We start from the raw sequence: 20,244 nt of genomic DNA on the forward strand, positions 1-20,244 counted from the left end.
CGTCTTGGGCTCGCACATCGAGCGTATCGCCTTGGTGACGACAGTCAACGGTACGCGATATCGTCGGACACTGTCAGAGGAGACGCACGCGGCCGGGGTCGACGGATCGGACAGCACTCGTACAGCAGAGACGGCACTCGTACAGCAGAGGGGACAGGAGATGTCCGCATTCTCGCTCGAACCGACGCAAGCCGCCTGGTGTGCCGAGCTGCGTGCGCTGGCCGCCGACCGACTGCGCCCCCTTGCCGAGACGGGCGAGCCGGGCCGCGTCAACCGCCCGCTCGTCGCCGAACTCGGCCGACTCGGGCTGCTCTCCCGTCTGTTCACCTCCGGCGCCGTCGATCTCTGCCTGATGCGCGAGTCCCTCGCCTACGCCTGCACCGAGGCCGAGACCGCCCTCGCGCTGCAAGGACTCGGCGCGCACCCGGTCCACGCCCACGGCACCCCCGCCCAACGAGAACGCTGGCTGCCCCGGGTCGCCGACGGCCGCGCGGTGGCCGCGTTCGCCCTGAGCGAGCCGGGCGCGGGCTCGGACGCGGCGGCACTCGCCCTGGCCGCCGAGCGGGACGGCGCGGGCGGCTGGCGGCTCACCGGTGAGAAGTGCTGGATCTCCAACGCTCCCGAGGCCGACTTCTACACCGTCTTCGCCCGCACGACCCCAGGCGCCGGGGCCCGTGGCGTCACCGCCTTCCTCGTTTCCGCCGACCGTCCCGGCCTCACCGGCTCCGCCCTCGACATGCTCTCCCCGCACCCCATCGGCGCCCTCCGCTTCGACGCCGTCCCGGTCACGGCGGACGACGTGCTCGGCGAGCCCGACCGCGGGTTCCGGGTCGCCATGGGCACCCTCAACCTGTTCCGCCCCAGCGTCGGCGCCTTCGCCGTCGGCATGGCCCAGGCCGCCCTCGACGCCACCCTTTCCCACACGTCCCAACGGGACGCTTTCGGCGGGAAGTTGATGGACCTTCAGACGGTCGCTCACCAGGTCGCCGAGATGGCGCTGCGCACGGAGGCCGCCCGCCTGATGGTCCACTCGGCGGCGACGGCGTACGACGACGCGGCCCCGGACGTCCCCAAGCGGGCAGCGATGGCCAAGCTGCTCGCCACCGAGACCGCGCAGTACGTCGTCGACGCGGCCGTCCAACTCCACGGCGCACGGGCGCTGCGCCGCGGCCATCTGCTCGAACACCTCTACCGGGAGGTGCGCGCACCGCGGATCTACGAGGGCGCCAGCGAGGTCCAACGCGGCATCATCGCCCGGGAGTTGTACACAGAGCAGGCCGAACGGGCCGAACGGGCCGGACGCGCAGACCTGGAGGCCCGGTGACCGTCGAGCGCGTCAATCCGCCCGAACTCTCCCCGCCCACCGGCTTCTCCCATGCCGTCGTCGCCGTCGGCGGTCGGATCGTGTTCCTGGCCGGCCAGACCGCGCTCGACGCCGACGGGAAGGTCATGGGGGAGTCGCTGTCGGAACAGTTCGCGCGGGCGCTGACGAATCTGCTGGCCGCGTTGGCGGCGGCGGGCGGCACGGCGTCGGACCTGGCGCGCGTCACGGTCTACGTCACGGACGTCGCCGCGTATCGCGAGTGCGCGCCCGAACTGGGCCGTATCTGGCGGGAGTTGGCGGGCAGCGACTATCCGGCGATGGCGGTCGTCGGAATCGTACGACTCTGGGACGAGCAGGCGCTCGTCGAACTGGACGGGTTCGCCGTACTGGACCGGTGACCGGCACCCGCGGACCGCGATCGACGGGCCGGGGCGCTGATCAGGGTCAGGCGGCGACGACCAGCCGCTCTGCGGCCGACGGCACGGTCACGGTCATCCGGTGCGGGTCCACGACCCGGCCGTCGGGCAGCAGCTCGCCGGAGTCGTCGAAGACGATCGTGCCGTCGCAGAGCAGGTTCCAGCCCTGCTCGGGGTGGGCGGCGACGACGTGCACGGAATGGGTGTCGGCAGAAGCGCTGGGAAACAGGTGGGAACACATGGCGCACCTCCACGTCGGTGGGGTCGGCCGTCCGGTCGGCCCGCATAAACAGACCATGCGCCCGGCGCGAAGTCATCGCCAGAGGGTGCCCGAGAACGTGACAGCACCAGGACAACTCCACGACCGTTCGTCGACGACCGGCGCGGACTCGCCACCGAAGGAGTGACGATCACCGTCGCGGGCGCGCCCGCCCGGTACCAGTGGAGGCTCCCACAACAGGAGGTTCTTCCATGTCGCTGCGCCCCGCCCTGTCCGCGGCCACCGGTGCCGCCCTGCTTCTGCTGGCCGTTCCGGCTCTCGCCGCCACCGCCACCGCCGCCGCTGACGCTGCGTCGGAGTCCGTCACCGTCGACCCGGTCGGCCGTATCGCCGCCGACGGCACCGTCACCCTCTCGGGCACCTACCGCTGCGTCGGCACCACGGGACCCGTCTTCGTCAGCTCCTCCGTCGCCCGGAAATCCGCCGACGTCCGGCACGGCATCGGCGGCAGCCGTGCCGTGTGCGACGGCGCCGAGCACACCTGGAAGAACACCGGCAAGGCCACCCCGAAAGACCTCGAACCCGGCGCGGCCCACGTAGAGGCCACGCTGATGGAACTCCGCCCCGCGGGCGGCCTGCCCCTGCCCCGCTTCCACGCGACACGGGAAGAGGACATCACCCTGACGGAGGGCTGAGCGACGCGGCCGCGCCGCTGGACCGTCCAGCTCATGCTCGTTCCTCCGGCCGGACGGTCCCGCCAGTGCCGTGGGTCCGGGTCTCCAGCGCGTGCAGCACGGCTGCCATGTCCTCGCCGCCGTGGCCTTGGTCGACGGTCTCGCCGTAGAGGGTGTGGCAGACGTCGAGGAGCGGGGAGGCCAGGTCGGCCTTGCGGGCAGCCTCCGCGATCAGACGGTTGTTCTTCAGGACGTCCGCGGCGGCCGCCTGGACGGTGAAGTCGCGGGCCAGCAACTTGGCCGCCTTCACGCGGGAGACGGGGCTGGCCATAGGGCCCGCGTCCAGGACGTCCCGCAGCAGGCGCCGGTCGAGCCCGTGCCCGTCGGCGAAGTGGAACGCCTCGGTCAGCCCGGTGACCAGCGTGATCAGGAACAGGTTCACCGAGAACTTCATCAGCAGCGCGCCCGGGACCGGACCGCAGCCGAACGTCTCGCGGCAGACGGGGGCGAGCAGGGGCCGTACGGCCGCCACGGCATCGTCGTCGCCTGCCAGCATCCCCACCAACTCGCCCTGCTCGGCCGGCACGCGGGACCCGGAGACCGGAGCCTCGACGTATCTCCCGCCCGCCGCCCGGATGTCGTCCTGGAGGCTGCCCGAGTACTCGGCCGAGGTCGTGCCCATGTGGACGACGGTGTGTCCGGCGACGCGTGCCGCGAAGCCGGGGGCGCCGCGCCCCAGCACCGCGTCGATCGCGTTCTCGTCGGCCAGCATGAGGAGCACCGTCCCGGCCCGGTCGAAGACCTCGGCCGGGCTCTCCGCGATCCCGGCTCCGGCCGCGCGCAGGGGCTCGCACCGGCTGGGGGTGCGGTTCCACACGACGAGGGGCGTCCCGGCGCGGGCGAGGTTGAGGGCCATCGGCTGCCCCATGACCCCGAGCCCGACGAAGCCGAGCGAACGGACGAAGCCGAGGGGACCACCGGTGACACCGGAACCACCGGGACCACGGGAACCACCGGAATCTACGTGCACGATGCACCACCGCCTTGTCCGGCTCATGCCCGAGGCCGGGCCGTCGCCCTCGTCGCCCCCGTCGCGCTCGTCGCACTCACCATCGGCCGACCGACTATGACAGCGGTCATAGTAGTCCTCCTTATGACGGCGGTCATAGGGTGAGAGCCGGAGCACTCGTGACGTGGTGACGGAGGTCGGCAATGGCGGTGACCGAACGAGGGCCGCGGGAGCGGATGGTCTTCAGCGCGGCGCAGCTCATCCGGCGCGACGGAGTCGCCTCCACCGGCATGCGCGAGGTGGCCGTCCATGCCGGGGCGCCGCGCGGTTCGCTTCAGCACTACTTTCCCGGCGGCAAGGAACAGCTGGTCAACGAGGCGGTGGGCTGGGCGGGCCGGTACGCGGGAAACCGGGTGGCGCGCTTTCTCGCCGCGCTGCCCGAGCCGACGCCCGGCGCACTGTTCACCGAGATGGTGCGGCAGTGGACCGACGAGTACGAGGCCGCCGGGTTCGCGGGCGGCTGCCCTGTGGCCGCCGCGACGGTGGACTGCGCCGAGTCCACCGTCTCCACCCGGGAGGCCGCAGCGGCCGCGTTCGCCACCTGGACCGGGCCGGTGGCCCAGGCCCTGGCCGGCATGGGCGTGCCCGAGGAGCGGGCCGGTGCGCTCGCCACCCTCATGATCAGTGCCCTGGAGGGAGCCATCCTGATGGCCCGCGCCGAACGCGACGTCCGAGCCCTGACGACCGTGGTCCGCGAACTGGCCCCCCTCCTCGACGCGGCGGTGCGCCCGGCCGGCTGACGCACGGTTCCTCCGCTGCGGGCGTTCCACGAGGAGCAAGCCGGCTCGCGGAGTCGGCGACGATCGAATATTCCCCGCATTCCCGACCTTCGGGGAATAATCTTCTTCATGGATGACCTGGATCGGAAGATTCTTACCGAGCTGCAGGTGGACGGCCGGCTGACGGTGACCGAACTGGCCGCCCGCGTGAAGCTCAGCGTCTCGCCGTGCCACCGGCGTCTGCGCGACCTCGAACGGACCGGTGCGATCCGTGGCTACCGCGCGGTCGTGGACCCGGCCGCCGTGGGCCTGGACTTCGAGGCGTTGGTGTTCGCCACCCTGCGCTGGGAGGACGCCGAGACGGTCGTAGCGTTCGAGGAGGCCGTGGCGGCGAACCCGCATGTGGTGCAGGCACAACGCCTGTTCGGCTTAGCCGGACTACCTCCTGCGCGTGGTCACCGCCGATCTGACGGCCTTCCAACGGCTCTACGACCAGCGCCTGGCCACCTTGCCGGGGGTCCAGCGCCTGACCTCCACCCTGGTCATGAAGCAGGTCGTCAACGACCGCCCGCTGCCCGAGTAGTCATCGGTCCCCGTGTTCCGTCGTCGTCCCCCGGCGGAAGGCCGGGCCGACGCGGCGCCTCACATTCCGACGGGCTGCGTCGTCGTACCGGTGAGGACGACGACAAGACGGAGAGGGGACCTTCGATGAACGACTTCCAGGCCATCGCGGACCGCGTCGAGATCGGAGCCGGCGAGACCCTCCGGCTGGCCGGCATCGGCGAGGACATCAACGCCGGCGGCCGGTACGACGCCGTCAGGCCGCGCGTCCCGGCCATCGACCGTGTCACCGGCGCCGACGAGATCCGAAGGCGGGTCGCCGGCCCCGAATTCGTCGTCAACAGCGTTGCCGCGGTCACCGAGACCGGCTCGCTCGTCCTTGCCTCGGGCAGCGGCAGTCAGCTCCCCGCCGACGCGGGCGGCGCCGCCCGCGCGGTCTGGGTCGTCGGCGCGCAGAAAGTGGTGCCCGACCTGAACACGGCGCTGCGCCGCGTCGAGGAGCACGCCCTCCCGTTGGAGAACGCGCTACTGAGCCGGCCCAGGGTCGTGCCAACGGACAGGCGCAAGCGGAGGCAACGGCTTCATTTGGAGCGTTTGTTGCACCTGAGTCAAGAGTTAGCGAAATGCTGTAGTAACTAGTGCGGAAACTTTCACACCCCATATAGATAGTGCGCGTAAGTGGCCAATAAGTGACGTTGGGGTGGGGGAAGTTGAGCCATAGACATCGCGTCAGACATACGGCTACGGGATCGGGGCGGGGGCTGCTGGCCGCCGTCGTCGCCACGGCGACGGCCGTACTGACCGCACTGCCGTCCTTGACCGCGCCGGCGGCCGCGGCGGAACCGGCCGCAGGCCGCTCCGCAGGGCAGCAGGCGCTGGCCGAGGCCAAGGAGTCCGGCCACCGGGTGGAGGTGGTCGGTGAGCGCACGGAGCGTACGACCGTCTTCGCCAACCCCGACGGATACACCTTCACCCTCGAGGAATCCACGATTCCGGTACGGGTGGAGAAGCCGGGCGGCGGCTGGCAGCAGCCCGACGCGACCCTGGTACGGCACGCGGACGGATCCGTGGGCCCGAAGGCCACCGCGGTGCGCATGAACTTCTCCGGCGGCGGCAGCAGCAGCGACCCGCTCGTCTCCATCAGCGAGCACGGCAGGTCGCTCTCCCTCGACTGGCCCGGGAAGCTCCCCCGGCCCCGGCTCGACGGGTCGAGTGCGCTGTACGCCGATGTGCTCCCCGACGTGGACCTCAAGGTGACCGCCACCGCTGAGGGGTTCCAGCACGTCCTGGTCGTCAAGACCCCCAAGGCGGCGGCGAACAAGGCACTCAAGCAGCTCGACTTCGGCCTGCACAGCACCGGGCTGACGGTCCGCAGGACCCCGACCGGCGCGCTGGCCGCCGTCGACGAGGCCGGCCAGACCGTCTTCCGCGCGCCCACCGCGCAGATGTGGAACTCGGCGGGCCGCGCCGTCGCCGCCCAGCACCGCGTGGCCCAGCGGCCCGCGGGCTCCGCGCAGGCGCAGGCGCAGGCGCAGACGCCGGCACGGCCGCAGGCCCCGGCCGACCCGGCGGAGGCGGCCCCCTCGGGCTCCGGCCTCGAACCCGGCCAGGGTGACAAGGTCGCCCTGATGCCGGTGCGGGTCTCCAAGAACGCCGTCTCGGTCGTGCCGGACGCCTCCCTGCTCTCCACCACCCGAGCGGCCGACTTCCCGCTCTTCATCGACCCGACCGTCACCTGGGGAGAGTCGGAGCGCACCCTGCTGCGCAGCGACGGCTACGAGGACTACGCCTGGGGCAACGGCGACGACAACCTCGGCAAGGGCGCCGGACACTGCTCCTCCTGGGGCGGCTACTACTGCGGACCCGGCTACACCCAGAAGCTGTACTTCGAGTTCTCGCCGAGCAGCCTGAAGGGCAAGCAGGTCCTGGACGCCACCTTCCGGGTCACCGAGCCCTGGGCGTTCCAGTGCGACCCGCGCTGGGTCGACCTCGTACGGACGAACAACATCTCCTCGTCCACCACCTGGTCCTCACGGCCCAAGGAACTGGACTGGATGGGGGACCGGAACGTCTCGGCGGGCCGCGGCTCGCTGTGCGACCCCGACTCCCCGGACGCCCCGATCGAGTTCAACGACAACCCGGCGGAGACGAACGAGAACCTGACGCCGACGGTGAAGGACTTCGCCGCGGGCAAGTTCTCCCGGCTGACCCTGGAGATCCGGGCCCACGACGAGTCCGACACCGCCGCCTGGAAGCGGTTCCGCAACGACGCTGTGCTGGCCGTGGACTTCGTCGGACTGCCCGACACCCCGACCTCGGTCGGTCTGGTGACCGGCACCGGCACCGTGTGCGCGCGCACCGAGTCCGACCCGGCGGTCGTCTCCGATCCGACGCCCCTGCTTTCGGCGACCCCGCAGACCAAGCCGGGCGGCGAGAGCGGCGCCCAGCTGCGCGTCGCCTTCGACGTCGACCAGAAGAACACCGACGGCACCTGGACCGACACCGTCGCGGGCGGCGACGAGCGGCCCTCCACCGGCTATGTCGGGGACGGGGTGAAGCAGTCGATGTCCTGGCCGACGCTGGCCGAGGGCAAGCTGTACCGCTACCGGGCCTGGGTGCGCTCGTACTACAACAGCGGCAAGAGTCATCTCTCCGGCTCCTCGAACGCCTCGACGACCGGCTGGTGCTACTTCAAGGTCGACCCGACCGCGCCCAAGGCGCCCACGATCACCTTCGGCACCCCGTACAGCAGCTGCACCCCCAACGCCTGTGCGGCCGCCGGCGGCCCCGGCGTCAAGGGGACCTGGACCTTCGCCCCGGCCACCGGTGACACCAACAACGTCTCCTACCAGTACACCCTGTCCTCGTGGACCACCTGGCCCACCGCCACCGGCGCGAAACCGTCGGTGTCCATCACCCCCAACGCGTCCGGCACCTACACGCTGTTCGTACGGGCGAAGGACAACGTCGGCCGCTACGGGGCATGGAGCGCGGTGGACTTCCTGGTCGCCGCCGGCTCCGGACCGGTGGCCCGCTACCACTTCGACGAGAGCGGCGGGGCGGCGGCCGACACCGCCACGGAGGGCTCGGCCCGGCACCCCGCCACGCTCTCCGCCGCCGGAGCGGTACGCGACGACCGCGGACGCCGCGGCCTGATCACCCATGACGCCACCGGGCAGCCGCTGGCCACCCCGGTCACCGACAAGGGGCTGGCGCTCGACGGCAGTGCCGGCTCCGCGTCCACGACGGGCCCGGTCCTGGAGACCAGGTCCTCGTACACGGTGTCGGCCTGGGCCTGGGTGGACCCGTCCTCGACGAAGACGGTGTCCCTCCTCAGCCAGACCCCGTCCACGGCCAGCCCGTGGAGCCAGAAGTACAGCCCGTTCGTCATCTCCTACAGCGGCAAGTGGAGCGTGCGGGTCTTCTCCACGGAAGGCGCCTTCTCGCGGGAGGCCGTGTCGCCGGTCGCCTCGCCGAAGGGCGTCTGGACCCATGTGGCGGGCGTGTACGACGCCACCGCGAAGAAGGTCTACCTGTACGTGAACGGCCAGCAGGTGGCCTCGGTGGACGCCGGCACACCCTGGTCGGCCGACGGCAGTATGGAGATCGGCCGGGTGATGTACGGGGACAACTACCTGGACAACTTCAAGGGCTCCGTCGACGAAGTCACCGTGTGGCAGCGCGCCCTGACGCCCAAGGAGGTGGGCGACGAGTCACGGCTGCTGACCTCCGAGAGCTACGCGGGCCTGGAGCTCGTCGGCGACTGGGAGGCCGCCCAGGGCAGCGGCACCACGATCCCCGACGCCACGTCCGGCTACGGCAGGAGCCTGACGCTTCAGGGCGGGGCCGCCCTGGCCGACGGCGACATGGTCCTCGACGGCGTCGACGGCGCCGCCACCGTCAACGGGCCGCTGGTCGACGGCAGCGGCGCGTACACGGTGACCACGACCGTGGCCCTGGACGGTGCGAAGCTCGCGGCGAAGGACGTCGGCTACACCGGCGGGGTGCTCAGCCAGCAGAACTCCGACGGGGTGTCCTGGGGCTTCTGGTACGAGCTGACCGGCAAGGACACCGTGCTCGACGACACCACGCTCGAGGAGCACACGGTCCCGGTCGGCAAGTGGCACTTCGGCACCCTCAACAAGGACGGCACCTTCAGCTCCGTCGTCTCCGACGAGGTGGCCGCCATCGACAGCCCGGTGCGCCTGACCGGCGCCTACGATCCGCTGTCCGGGACCATCAGCCTCTATCTGGGACACAACCAGAACGGTGACGCGAAGGCGTTCACCGCGGTCGTCGGATCGGGAACCTTCGCCGTCGGCAAGGGATACGCGGACTCCGTCTGGGGCCACTATCTGCCGGCCCGGATCGCAGAGGTGCGCCTGTTCGCCGGAGCGGTCGCGAGCTCGGACCAGATCGACACCGTCATCGGGGACTAGACGGACAGGGCGGGCCCCGGCGTTCGCCGCGGCCCGCCCCTTGGCTCACTCACAAGCACACGGCCGGCCCCGTCGGGTGATCCGGCCCCTCGACTACGCAGGTGGGGAAGGACAGCCATGTCCTGGCGCAGAGTCAGAGCAAGATCGATGAGTGTGATGCGTTCCGTCGGGGACGGGATACGAAGACACCGCCTACGGTCCACGGTCACCGTGGTGTCACTGGCCATGGCCGTACCCGTGGGGCTGGCCCCGGTCGCGCACGCGGCGGGCGGCGGCCTCGGCCGGCCCGAGCTGCCGAAGCCGCGGGTCAGCAAGGTCAAGCAGGTCGAGGGCCTGGGCGCGGCGAAGGCGCGGTCCCAGGTCGCCAAGGACCGGAAGGAGAACGCGGGGCAGGCCGCCCGAGCGCTGAAGGAACAGCGTTCCGCCTGGCCGAAGCAGGGCTCCGCGACCGTCCGGATGAACGGCTCGGCTCCCGTCGCGGCGGCGCCCGGCGGCCTGCCCCTCACGATCCGCACCACCGGCGGCAAGGCCGCCGCCCCTGCCGGGACCCGGATGCGGTTAACGGTCCTGGACACCGCCGCCGCGGACGCGGCCGGCGTCACCGGCGTCCTGCTCAAGGCCGAGGCCGATGCGGCCGGGCGCGCGGAAGTCTCCGTGAACTACCGGGACCTGGCCGGCGCGATCGGCGGCGGCTGGGCGCAGCGGCTGCGGCTGGTCCAGCTGCCCGGCTGCGCAACCACCACCCCCGCCAAGGCCGCGTGCCGCAAGCAGACCCCGTTGCCCTCCCGCAACAGCACCCGCGAGCAGACGGTCACCGCCCCGCTCGCCCTGGCCGCGAGCCGTACCCCCGCTGCGGCCGCGGCCGGCGCCACCACGGCGACCGTCCTCGCCCTCACCGCCACCACGACGGGCACGGGCCAGGCCCCCAACGGCCATGGCAACTATTCGGCCACCGCCCTGTCCCCGTCGGCGTCCTGGGAGGCGGGCGGCAGCTCCGGCTCCTTCACCTGGAAGTACGACTTCAGCGTGCCGCCCGCGGCCGCGGGGCCGGCCCCGCAGCTCTCCCTCGCGTACAGCTCAGGGAGCGTCGACGGCCAGAACGCGACCACCAACAACCAGGGGACCTCGGTCGGTGAGGGCTTCGCGCTCAGCGAGTCCTACATCGAACGCACCTACGGCAGTTGCGACCAGGACGGCCACGACGGCGTCCACGACGAGTGCTGGAAGTACGACAACGCCCGGCTGGTCCTCAACGGCGCATCGTCCCGGCTGGTCAAGGACGGCACGACCGGCAAGTGGCGGCTGGAGAACGACGACGCCTCCACGGTGACCCGCTCCACCGGCGCCGACAACGGGGACGACAACGGCGAGTACTGGACCGTCACCACCGGCGACGGCACCAAGTACGTCTTCGGCCTCGACAAGCTCGACGGCGCCACCACCGAGCGCACCAACTCCACCTGGACCGTCCCGGTCTTCGGCGACGACGAGGGCGAACCCGGCTACTCCGCGGGCACCGACTTCGCGGGCCGCTCGCTGACCCAGGCCTGGCGCTGGAACCTCGACTACGTCGAGGACACGTCCGGTAACGCGGCCACCTACTGGTACGCCAAGGAGGGCGACTACTACAAGAAGAACAAGGCGTCCTCCGCCAACGCCGCCTACACGCGCGGCGGTTACCTCAAGGAGATCAAGTACGGGCTGCGCAAGGGCGCCCTCTTCACGGACGACGCCGACGCCAAGGTCACCTTCGGATACGCCGAGCGGTGCACCGCCGCCGACTGCTCCTCGCTGACCAAGGACACCGCCGACAACTGGCCCGACGTGCCCTTCGACGCGATCTGCTCCAGCGGCGACACGGACTGTCTGGCCGTGGGCCCCTCGTTCTTCTCCCGCAAGCGGATGACCTCCATCGACACCTCCTCCTGGAACGCCTCGACGAGCACCTACGATCCCGTGGACTCCTGGGCGCTGGAGCAGCAGTACCTGGACGGCGGGGACATCGGCGACACCTCCGACCAGGTGCTCACCCTGAAGTCCATCAAGCGGACCGGCAAGGCCGGTACCGACATCACGATGAACCCGGTCACCTTCACCTACCAGATGCGTCCCAACCGGGTGGACGGCACCGACGACATCCTGCCGCTGACCCGCCCGCGCATCTCCACCGTCACCTCGGAGACCGGCGCGATCACCACGGTGACCCTGTCCTCCCCGGAATGCGCGCGCGGTGAGGTCCTCGGCGCGGCCGAGGACACCAACACCCGCTCCTGCTACCCCCTGTACTGGCACATCAACGGCGCCGCGGACGCATCCGTGGACTGGTTCCAGAAGTACCGGGTCCTCGCCGTCACGGTGTCCGACCCGGCGGGCCAGAACGAATCCGTCGAGCACGCCTACAGCTACAGCGGCGCCGCCTGGAACTACGGCGACGACCCCTTCGTACCGAAGGACGAGCGGACCTGGTCCGACTGGCGCGGCTACCGCGAGGTCACCGAGTACAAGGGCGCGCTGGACACCACCCGCTCCAAGACCGTCTCCGAGTACATGCAGGGCATGGACGGCGCCAGACTCAAGGACGGCACCGCCCGCTCGGTGAACCTCGCCCCGCTCCCCGCGCCCGACCTGGGCCTCGCCACCCTGAAGGACAGCGACCAGTACGCCGGCCATCTGCGGGAGAAGGTCACCTACAGCGGCTCCACCGCCGTCAGCGCCACCTCCAGCGAGCCCTGGTCGGCGGAGACCGCCCGGCAGACGGTGCCCGGAGCCGGGGACGCCGTCGCCTACTTCGTACAGCCCAAGAAGGAGATCACCCACACCTATCGCACGGTGCCCGGCACCTGGCGCTCCCGCACGGTCCAGAAGAGCTACGACAGCTACGGCATGGTCTACCAGGCCGACGACAGCGGAGACGACGCCAAGACCGGCGACGAGACCTGCACCCGCACCTGGTACGCCCGCGACGACAGCCTCGGCCTGATCAGCCAGGTCTCCCGCGAGCGCGTGGTCGCCAAACCCTGCTCGGTGGCCGACACCAGCCTGAACCTGCCCACCACCACGGCCACCCGCGGCGATGTGCTGTCCGACACCGCCACCGCCTACGACGGCGCCGCCTGGTCCACGACCATGAAGCCGACGAAGGGCCTGAAGACCTGGAAGGGCAGGGCCAAGAGCTACAGCTCCACCGTCCCGAGCTGGCAGAAGACCGAGAGCACCGGCTACGACACCCTCGGCCGCGTCACCTCCGTGACGGACGCGCTGGACAAGACCACCACCACCGCCTACACGCCCACCGCGGCCGGCCCGTTGACCAAGAAGGTCGTCACCAACCCCAAGACGCAGGCCACCACCTCCTTCATCGACCCGCGCCGCGGCCTCGACCTGCGCATCTACGATGCGAATCTGAAGAAGACCGAGCTCGCCTACGACGCCCTCGGCCGGCTCACCGACGTATGGCGGCCCAACCGCAACCGGGCCGGCGGCTACAGCCCGACCCAGAAGTTCGGCTACGACCTCAGCGCCGCCAAGCAGTCCTGGACGTCCTCCGCATCGCTCAAGGCGGACGGCGAAACGTACAACACCTCCTACACCCTCTACGACTCACTGCTGCGCCCCCTCCAGGAACAGTCACCCAGCCCCAAGGGCGGACGGGTCCTCACCGACACCCGCTACGACACCCGGGGCCTGGCCTACGAGAAGTACGAGCAGATCTTCGACACCACGTCCGCGCCGAACTCCACCTACACCAGGGCCGAGTACGGCGAGGCGCCCAAACAGACCGAGACGGTCTACGACGGCGCCGAGCGCGCCGTCTCCAGCGAACTCCTCGTCTACGGCGTGCACAAGTGGACCACCACCACCTCCTACACCGGTGATTCCACCGCGGTCACCGCTCAGCAGGGCGGCACCGCGACCCGGACCCTCACCGACGCCCGGGGACGGGACGTGGAAAAACGCGAGTACGCGGGCCCGGACCCGGCCGACAGCCAGTTCGGCGACGGCGTCGGCGCCGTCTACAGCGCCACGAAATACCAGTACACGCTGGACGACAAGCAGAGCGGCGTCACCGGACCCGACGGAGCCCAGTGGACCTACGGGTTCGACCTCCTCGGCCGGCAGACCAGCGTCAGCGACCCCGACAAGGGCACGTCCACGATGGGCTACGACGACCTCGACCGCGTCATCAAGAGCACGGACTCGCGGGGCAAGACCGTCCTGACCGCGTATGACGAGATCGGACGGACGACCGGCACCTGGGACGGCGTCCAGGACGACACCCACCAGCTCACCGAATACACCTACGACACCGTGCTCAAGGGGCAGCCGGCCTCCAACACCCGCTTCGTGGGCGGCCGGGCCGGAAAGGCGTACACCAAGACGGTCACCGGCTACGACACTCTCGACCGCCCGACGGCCACCACCCTCACCCTGCCCTCCAGCGATCCGCTGGTCGCCGCGGGCGCGCCGGCCACGATCTCCTTCTCCAGCGCGTACCGCCTCGACGGCACGCTCGGCAACAACCAGGAGCCCGCGCTGGGCGGGCTGACGGCCGAGAGCATCGACTACGGCTACACCCCGCTCGGCCAGGTCACCTCGATCACCGGCAGCACCGGCTATCTGCTGGCCGCCGACTACTCGGCGATCGGCCTCGCCCAGCAGTACACGCTGGGCACGCAGAACACCGAAGCCGCCAAGAAGGTCTATGTCACCAACACCTTCGAGGAGGGCACCGACCGGCTCACCGACACGCATGTCACGGACCAGACCCACCCGTACATGCTGATGGACCTCAACTACACCTTCGACCAGGCCGGCAACATCACGGCCATCTCCGACCCGACCACCCTCGGGGGCACGACCGCGGCCGAGACACAGTGCCTCAGCTACGACGGGAACCGCCGGCTGAAGAGCGCCTGGACGCCCTCCTCGCAGAAGTGCTCCGACGCGCCCAGCGCATCGAGCCTCTCCGGCCCCGCCCCCTACTGGACCGACTACCAGTACAGCCAGGGCGGGCAGCGCACCGCCGAGATCCAGCACAGGGCGACCGCCGACACGACGAAGACGTACTGCTACAAGGAGGGGAGGCCGCACGTCCTGTCGGGCACCAGCAAGACGGCGAACTGCACCGCACCCGACACCGCATACGGCTACGACACCTCGGGCAACACCACCTCCCGGCCCGGCCCCACGGCCAAGCAGGACCTTCTCTGGTCCCCGGAGGGGCGGCTCTCCCAGCTCACCGAGAACGGCAAGAAGACCGACTACGTCTACGACGCCGACGGCAAGCTCCTGATCCGCAGCGCGGAGGGCGGCGAACGCGTCCTGTACACGGGCAACACCGAACTCCACCTGAGGGCGAACGGCACCACCTGGGCCCAGCGCACCTACTCCTCGGGCAGCCTGACCATCGCGATCCGCAGCAACGAGTCCGGGACCAACAAGCTCAGCTATCTCGCCGGAGACCATCAGGGCACCCAGAGCGTCGCGGTGTCCGCGGACAGCGCCCAGACGGTCACCAAACGCCGGATGACCCCGTTCGGCGAGGACCGCGGCGCGACCACCGGCGGCGCCTGGCCGAACGACAAGGGCTTCCTGGGCAAGACCAACGACGCCACCACGGGCCTGACCCATGTCGATGCCCGGGAGTACGACCCCACCATCGGCCAGTTCATCAGCGTCGACCCGAAACTCAGCACCGATCAGGGCCAGTCCCTGAACGGCTACGCCTACTCCAACAACAATCCCGCCACGTTCGCCGACCCGACCGGCGAAGGCGTCCCCGAATGCCGGGACGGCAGCATCCCCTGCCGCAACGGCATCCCCATCAGCACCGGCGGGAACCAGCCGGCGCCCTGCCCCAGCCTGACCAATCCGCAGTGCCCGGAATACCCGGGCAACGGCGGCGGCGGCGGTGGCGGTGGCGGCGGTGGCGGCGGTGGCGGTGGCGGCAACGGGGGCGGCGGCACGGGCGGTGGCGGGGTCTACGGCCCGCCCACCTGCGGAGCGCCCCCGATGGCGGCCTGCAGCGGCCCCGTGTACGGGCCGCCGTCCCAGCCGCCGCTGCTCACCGGCCCCGACCCGGTTCCGCTCCTGTCCTTCTCGGCCAACTGCGGAATCGCCTCCAAGGTGCAGAACTACGTCTGCAACGCCGGCAACGGACTCATGACCTCGGGCTCCTACGTCCAGTCGGCCTTCACCCAGGCCGGAAGCCTGACCACCGACGCCAAGGCCGCGATGCGCTCCACCAGGCAGTCCTCCCAGATCCTGCAGGCGATGCGGGACAACCCCGGTCTTGCGCGTGTGGGAGCCATCGGGAGCAGCAAGTGGATGGGCATGGCCAGCAAGGGACTGCTGGTGGGCGGCGTCGCGTTCACCGCCTATTCCAACTACCAGTCCACCGGCGGTGACATCCCCCTCACGGCAGCAGAGACCGCGGTCGACACGGCCGTGGTCCTGGGTACGACCAAGGTGGGGGCCACGCTCGGGGCGGCGATCGGCACTGCTGTCGCGGGCCCCGTGGGCACGGTCATCGGCGGCGCCATCGGGGCCGGCGCGGGAGCCGTCACCGGCATCCTGGCGTCGGGCCCGATCAACAACGCCATGTCGAAGGGCTGGAAGGGCGTGAAGGGCTGGTTCAGCTGACCGCCCGATCTCAGTGAGCAGGCGTCGGACGGGCTCCGCAGGACGAGGACGTACCTCGGAGCCCGCCCGGCCGCTCCCTCCCGGCAGGGGAGCCGAGCATCAGCGACACATGGAAGGATCGCGCAATGCAGTACGTCATCGGACTCCTCTTCGTGGCCGGCTCCGCGTTCATGACCTGGAAGGTCACCCAACTGTGGCGCGACGCCGACCTGGTCGAGCCCTTCATGGCGACCTTCTCCTTCATGCCGTTCGGCAAGGAGGTCAAACGAGGAGAGATACGGTCCCTCGCCCTCACCGTCCTCTCCCTCTGGGGCGCCACGGTCCTTCTCCTCCTGGGCCTCTGGGACGTCGACATCACCGGCCCACTGACCGTCCTCTTCGCCGTGGCGCTGGTCACCGTGCTGCTCTGCCTGCTGTGCGAAGTGAGCGTCGTCCTGTTCAACGCCCCGAAGTTCGTCGTACCGCCGCACATGCGCGCCGACCTCGGAGTGCTGGCGGCCCGCCGGGCCAACCGAACAGGGGGCGCACGGCGCAGATGACGCGGGCGCCCGCCCGAACGCTGACCGGTGAGCGGCCAATGGATCTCCAGCATGCCGAAGACCCCCGACCGCTCACCGCCTTCCGCACGGAGCTCGCGTGATCAGATGTCCCGGAAGATCTCGATCTGCGCCCCGATGGAGTTCAGGCGCTCGGCCAGGTCCTCGTAGCCGCGGTTGATGACGTACACGTTGCGCAGCACCGATGTACCCTCCGCCGCCATCATCGCCAGCAGGACGACCACCGCCGGACGCAGGGCCGGCGGGCACATCATCTCCGCGGCCCGCCAGCGCGTCGGGCCCTCGACCAACACCCGGTGCGGGTCGAGGAGTTGGAGCCGGCCACCGAGCCGGTTCAGGTCCGTCAGGTAGATCGCGCGGTTGTCGTAGACCCAGTCGTGGATGAGGGTCTTGCCCTGCGCGACGGCCGCGATGGCCGCGAAGAACGGGACGTTGTCGATGTTCAGGCCGGGGAACGGCATCGGGTGGATCTTGTCGATCGGCGCCTCCAGCTTGGAGGGCCGGACCGTGAGGTCCACCAGCCGGGTGCGGCCGTTGTCGGCCGGGTACTCCGGCGTACGGTCGTGGTCGAGCCCCATCTCCTCCAGGACCGCCAGCTCGATCTCCAGGAACTCGATGGGCACCCGGCGCACCGTGAGCTCCGACTCCGTGACGACGGCGGCGGCCAGCAGGCTCATCGCCTCGACCGGGTCCTCGGACGGCGAGTAGTCCACGTCGACGTCGATGTCCGGCACGCCGTGCACGGTGAGCGTGGTGGTGCCGATGCCCTCGACCCGCACGCCGAGCGCCTCCAGGAAGAAACACAGATCCTGGACCATGTAGTTGGAAGACGCGTTGCGGATGACGGTCACCCCGTCGTACCGGGCGGCCGCGAGCAGCGCGTTCTCGGTCACCGTGTCCCCGCGCTCGGTCAGCACGATCGGCCGGTCCGGGCGGACCGCACGGTCGACCACGGCGTGGTACTGCCCCTCCGTCGCCGCCACCTCCAGCCCGAACCGGCGCAGCGCGATCATGTGCGGCTCGATGGTCCGCGTCCCGAGGTCGCAGCCGCCGGCGTACGGCAGCTTGAAGTGGTCCATGCGGTGCAGCAGCGGGCCGAGGAACATGATGATGGAACGGGTGCGTACGGCGGCCTCGGCGTCGATCGCCGCCATGTCCAGCCGGGCCGGCGGCACGATCTCCAGGTCCACGCCGTCGTTGATCCAACGCGTCCGCACCCCGATGGAGTTGAGGACCTCGAGCAGGCGGTAGACCTCCTCGATCCGGGCGACCCGGCGCAGCACCGTGCGCCCCTGGTTGAGCAGCGAGGCGCACAGCAACGCCACGCAAGCGTTCTTGCTGGTTTTCACGTCGATCGCGCCGGACAGTCGACGGCCGCCCACGACGCGCAGGTGCATCGGTCCCGCGTAGCCCAGAGAGACGATTTCGCTGTCCAGTGCTTCACCGATTCGAGCGATCATCTCAAGGCTGATGTTTTGGTTGCCTCGCTCGATGCGGTTGACCGCACTCTGGCTGGTTCCGAGCGCCTCGGCCAGCTGCGCCTGTGTCCAGCCCCGGTGCTGCCGGGCGTCACGGATGAGCTTGCCGATGCGTACGAGGTAGTCGTCTGCCATGAGGTTGAGGTTATCTCAGATATGAGATGGCGCCTCTTGAGGGGTCCATTCGGGTGACGTCCCGTCAACGGCGCTTGGCGGTCCGCGTGCGACGCCACCCGAAAGGTCCGGGCAAATCAATCGATGTCGTACGACGTCCCGTACTGCTGTGCGTATGCCGCGGACCGTGCCGCCCGCCGCCCGTGGTGAGAGACCACGACCGTCGGTTGAGGTTCAGACGCACGCCGGGAAGGATGCGGAAACTCTTGCGGAAAGTGAGGGCCATCGGACCTCCTCCGTCGGGAAGTGCCTGTCCGCTCCCGTCTACCCCGGCTCGGCGCACCCATGACGCCCGTTCAGCCGTCGCGGGACGGTGTCGACGCCCCCCGCCCTCCCGCTGCGGTCCCGTACTGCGAAGCTGGGCGGGTGAAAGAGGGGAAGTACGCGAGGGTCGAGCGGGAGAGACGGTTTCTGATGGCGGGGCCTCCGGCGCCTTCGACGGTCACCGTCACCCGGCTGATCCGGGACCGGTACCTGGAGGGCACGCGCCTGCGGCTCAGGCGGACCGATTACCCCGACCTCGGCTCTCGTGAGTTCAAGCTCACCCAGAAGGTGCCCGTGGACCGGCCGGGCGCCGTGCAGGGGCTGATCACCAACACCAGTCTGTCACGGGCCGAGTACGACCTCCTGGCCTCACTGCCGGCGGCGGTGCTGTCCAAGACCCGGTCGAGTGTGCCGCCGCTGGGCGTCGACGTCTTCGAGGGGCGCCTTGAGGGGCTGGTCCTGGCGGAGGCGGAGTTCGACGACGACGCGGAGGCGCTGGCCTTCGTGCCGCCCGCGGAGTGCCTGGCCGAGGTCACGGACGACGCGCGCTTCACGGGCGGGCGGCTCGTCCGGGCGTCCCGCCGGGAACTGTCGGAGTGGCTGGCCGAGTACGGACTCCGCCTTTGACGCCGAGTACGGACTCCGTCCTGCGCGGGGGCGGAATGCCGTCACCCCGCGCGACGCGGTTTCCGCCAGGTCATGATCTCGGTCGGCGGAAGATGCTCCGCGAAACGGTCGTCGGGTGCTGCCTGCCGGAGCAGGGCACGCAGGTCCCGGTCGAACCGCGCCAGCCTGTCGCCGAACAGATGAGGGGCGGAGTCGGACCGGGAGTACGCCCACGCCACGATGTCGTCGGCGGTGCGCACCACCACGTCCCCGGCCGGCACGACGAGTCGTTCGAAGTTCTCGAACCCGGCCCCCGCCAGGACGAGGTCCTCCCGGTTCGGCGTGCCGTGGACGAGCATTCCCTGCCCGGCGCGGCGGACCGGGCCCAGGTACTGCCGCACCAGGTCGCCGATCTGCGCGTAGGGCGGAGCGGGCAGCGGCAGCGGCGTCGACGGGGCCGGCGGGTCCTTGTGGTCGCTGATGTGGACGAACGCGCCTCCCGGCTCCAGCATCTCCAGCACGGTGGCGGCGACCCGGTCGCGATCCGTCCAGTGGAAGGACTGGGCGAACGCCACGACCCGGAACTCGCCCAGGCCCGCCGGCAGGTCCTCGGCGCGGGCGGCGACCCATCGCGCGTTGTTCACCCCGTGGCGCCCGGCTCGACGCTCCGCCTCGGCCAGCATGTCCTCGTCCGGGTCGACTCCGACCGCCTCGGCGAAGAACCCGGCCAGGGGGAGTGTCACGATGCCGGGCCCGCAGCCGACGTCGAGGAGGCGGCCGCGGCCGTCCAGTCCGAGAGCCGTCGCCAGCGCTCCGGCGAAGCCCGGCGCGTACGGCAGCCGGCCCTGCTCGTAGTGGGCCGCGCTTCCCTGGAACAGGGTCCTGTCCCACTGCCATCCCTCAGGCATCCCGACTCCCTCCCGAGCCCTCCAGCGCCCCTCCCCCGCCCCTCCCGAGAGGGGCGGCCGAGGGAGGTCCGAGGGAGAAGCGTAGGGGGTGTGGCGAGCCCGGGCATGACCATTCAGGCCCCATGTACTAGAGTTATCTCGACATCGAGATATCTGCCGAGGCGCACCGCAGCCGCCACCCTGGTAAGGGTTA

At 70.6% G+C, this 20,244-nt stretch carries 14 protein-coding genes and 1 pseudogene; 10 read left to right on the forward strand and 5 right to left on the reverse strand.

Going from position 1 to position 20,244, the window contains the following annotated elements:
• The first annotated feature begins 160 nt into the window (after nucleotides 1-160).
• Both ACZ5SK_RS28150 and ACZ5SK_RS28155 read left to right on the forward strand, forming a co-directional pair.
• On the forward strand, nucleotides 161-1,324 hold the full coding sequence (locus ACZ5SK_RS28150) for an acyl-CoA dehydrogenase family protein (RefSeq protein WP_334576435.1): 1,164 nt from the start codon (nucleotides 161-163) through the stop codon (nucleotides 1,322-1,324).
• Nucleotides 1,321-1,722, forward strand: coding sequence for a RidA family protein (locus ACZ5SK_RS28155; RefSeq protein ID WP_334576433.1), 402 nt, complete (start codon nucleotides 1,321-1,323; stop codon nucleotides 1,720-1,722). The genes ACZ5SK_RS28150 and ACZ5SK_RS28155 overlap by 4 nt, the downstream gene beginning before the upstream one ends.
• A 46-nt stretch (nucleotides 1,723-1,768) precedes the next feature.
• Here the strand turns inward: ACZ5SK_RS28155 and ACZ5SK_RS28160 are convergent, their stop codons facing one another.
• A complete protein-coding gene (locus ACZ5SK_RS28160; RefSeq protein ID WP_334576431.1) occupies nucleotides 1,769-1,981 on the reverse strand; it encodes a DUF5999 family protein in 213 nt (70 codons plus the stop codon).
• Nucleotides 1,982-2,211: 230 nt separating this feature from the next.
• Here ACZ5SK_RS28160 and ACZ5SK_RS28165 point away from each other — a divergent pair, with 230 nt between their 5' ends.
• The gene (locus ACZ5SK_RS28165; RefSeq protein WP_361705730.1) at nucleotides 2,212-2,655 is read left to right on the forward strand and encodes a DUF6299 family protein; all 444 of its coding nucleotides are present in this window, start codon (nucleotides 2,212-2,214) and stop codon (nucleotides 2,653-2,655) included.
• Between the two features lie 31 nt (nucleotides 2,656-2,686).
• On the opposite strand, the gene ACZ5SK_RS28170 is transcribed toward ACZ5SK_RS28165, so the two are convergent.
• Nucleotides 2,687-3,664 (reverse strand): NAD(P)-dependent oxidoreductase, encoded by a 978-nt coding sequence (locus ACZ5SK_RS28170; RefSeq protein ID WP_334576427.1) that lies wholly within the window; start codon nucleotides 3,662-3,664, stop codon nucleotides 2,687-2,689.
• A gap of 182 nt (nucleotides 3,665-3,846) precedes the next feature.
• Here ACZ5SK_RS28170 and ACZ5SK_RS28175 point away from each other — a divergent pair, with 182 nt between their 5' ends.
• The 6 genes and pseudogenes from ACZ5SK_RS28175 (at nucleotide 3,847) to ACZ5SK_RS28200 (ending at nucleotide 16,603) form a co-directional block, all read left to right on the forward strand.
• Nucleotides 3,847-4,443 (forward strand): TetR/AcrR family transcriptional regulator, encoded by a 597-nt coding sequence (locus ACZ5SK_RS28175; RefSeq protein WP_334576425.1) that lies wholly within the window; start codon nucleotides 3,847-3,849, stop codon nucleotides 4,441-4,443.
• A gap of 108 nt (nucleotides 4,444-4,551) precedes the next feature.
• Nucleotides 4,552-5,005: pseudogene (locus ACZ5SK_RS28180) on the forward strand (Lrp/AsnC family transcriptional regulator).
• Nucleotides 5,006-5,130: 125 nt separating this feature from the next.
• A complete protein-coding gene (locus ACZ5SK_RS28185; protein ID WP_334576421.1) occupies nucleotides 5,131-5,622 on the forward strand; it encodes an LUD domain-containing protein in 492 nt (163 codons plus the stop codon).
• A gap of 71 nt (nucleotides 5,623-5,693) precedes the next feature.
• Nucleotides 5,694-9,422 (forward strand): LamG-like jellyroll fold domain-containing protein, encoded by a 3,729-nt coding sequence (locus tag ACZ5SK_RS28190; RefSeq protein ID WP_468576674.1) that lies wholly within the window; start codon nucleotides 5,694-5,696, stop codon nucleotides 9,420-9,422.
• A gap of 225 nt (nucleotides 9,423-9,647) precedes the next feature.
• A complete protein-coding gene (locus ACZ5SK_RS28195; protein ID WP_468576675.1) occupies nucleotides 9,648-16,064 on the forward strand; it encodes an RHS repeat domain-containing protein in 6,417 nt (2,138 codons plus the stop codon).
• A gap of 125 nt (nucleotides 16,065-16,189) precedes the next feature.
• On the forward strand, nucleotides 16,190-16,603 hold the full coding sequence (locus ACZ5SK_RS28200; protein WP_334576415.1) for a hypothetical protein: 414 nt from the start codon (nucleotides 16,190-16,192) through the stop codon (nucleotides 16,601-16,603).
• Nucleotides 16,604-16,704: 101 nt separating this feature from the next.
• Here the strand turns inward: ACZ5SK_RS28200 and ACZ5SK_RS28205 are convergent, their stop codons facing one another.
• Together ACZ5SK_RS28205 and ACZ5SK_RS28210 are read right to left on the reverse strand one after the other, a co-directional pair.
• Nucleotides 16,705-18,234, reverse strand: a complete 1,530-nt coding sequence (locus tag ACZ5SK_RS28205; protein ID WP_334576413.1) for a helix-turn-helix domain-containing protein — start codon at nucleotides 18,232-18,234, stop codon at nucleotides 16,705-16,707.
• 64 nt (nucleotides 18,235-18,298) lie between these two features.
• Nucleotides 18,299-18,499: a DUF4236 domain-containing protein gene (locus ACZ5SK_RS28210; protein WP_334576411.1), complete on the reverse strand. Its 201-nt coding sequence runs from the start codon at nucleotides 18,497-18,499 to the stop codon at nucleotides 18,299-18,301.
• A 188-nt stretch (nucleotides 18,500-18,687) separates the two neighbouring features.
• Here ACZ5SK_RS28210 and ACZ5SK_RS28215 point away from each other — a divergent pair, with 188 nt between their 5' ends.
• Complete coding sequence (locus ACZ5SK_RS28215) at nucleotides 18,688-19,164, forward strand: CYTH domain-containing protein (protein WP_457494454.1); 477 nt, start codon at nucleotides 18,688-18,690, stop codon at nucleotides 19,162-19,164.
• A 41-nt stretch (nucleotides 19,165-19,205) separates the two neighbouring features.
• Here the strand turns inward: ACZ5SK_RS28215 and ACZ5SK_RS28220 are convergent, their stop codons facing one another.
• A complete protein-coding gene (locus tag ACZ5SK_RS28220) occupies nucleotides 19,206-20,051 on the reverse strand; it encodes a class I SAM-dependent methyltransferase (protein WP_457494455.1) in 846 nt (281 codons plus the stop codon).
• Between the last annotated feature and the right edge of the window lie 193 nt (nucleotides 20,052-20,244).

This window comes from Streptomyces sp. NPDC031474 (assembly GCF_055581185.1).

What these genes read in the sequence shown, in the direction of transcription:
- ACZ5SK_RS28200 (WP_334576415.1), top strand. Translation starts at nt 16,190, where the DNA reads ATGCAGTACGTCATCGGACTCCTCTTCGTGGCCGGCTCCGCGTTCATG.
- ACZ5SK_RS28165 (WP_361705730.1), top strand. Translation starts at nt 2,212, where the DNA reads ATGTCGCTGCGCCCCGCCCTGTCCGCGGCCACCGGTGCCGCCCTGCTT.
- ACZ5SK_RS28195 (WP_468576675.1), top strand. Translation starts at nt 9,648, where the DNA reads ATGGCCGTACCCGTGGGGCTGGCCCCGGTCGCGCACGCGGCGGGCGGC.
- ACZ5SK_RS28185 (WP_334576421.1), top strand. Translation starts at nt 5,131, where the DNA reads ATGAACGACTTCCAGGCCATCGCGGACCGCGTCGAGATCGGAGCCGGC.
- ACZ5SK_RS28215 (WP_457494454.1), top strand. Translation starts at nt 18,688, where the DNA reads ATGGCGGGGCCTCCGGCGCCTTCGACGGTCACCGTCACCCGGCTGATC.
- ACZ5SK_RS28160 (WP_334576431.1), bottom strand. Translation starts at nt 1,981, where the DNA reads ATGTGTTCCCACCTGTTTCCCAGCGCTTCTGCCGACACCCATTCCGTG.
- ACZ5SK_RS28175 (WP_334576425.1), top strand. Translation starts at nt 3,847, where the DNA reads ATGGCGGTGACCGAACGAGGGCCGCGGGAGCGGATGGTCTTCAGCGCG.
- ACZ5SK_RS28210 (WP_334576411.1), bottom strand. Translation starts at nt 18,499, where the DNA reads ATGGCCCTCACTTTCCGCAAGAGTTTCCGCATCCTTCCCGGCGTGCGT.
- ACZ5SK_RS28150 (WP_334576435.1), top strand. Translation starts at nt 161, where the DNA reads ATGTCCGCATTCTCGCTCGAACCGACGCAAGCCGCCTGGTGTGCCGAG.
- ACZ5SK_RS28220 (WP_457494455.1), bottom strand. Translation starts at nt 20,051, where the DNA reads ATGCCTGAGGGATGGCAGTGGGACAGGACCCTGTTCCAGGGAAGCGCG.
- ACZ5SK_RS28205 (WP_334576413.1), bottom strand. Translation starts at nt 18,234, where the DNA reads ATGGCAGACGACTACCTCGTACGCATCGGCAAGCTCATCCGTGACGCC.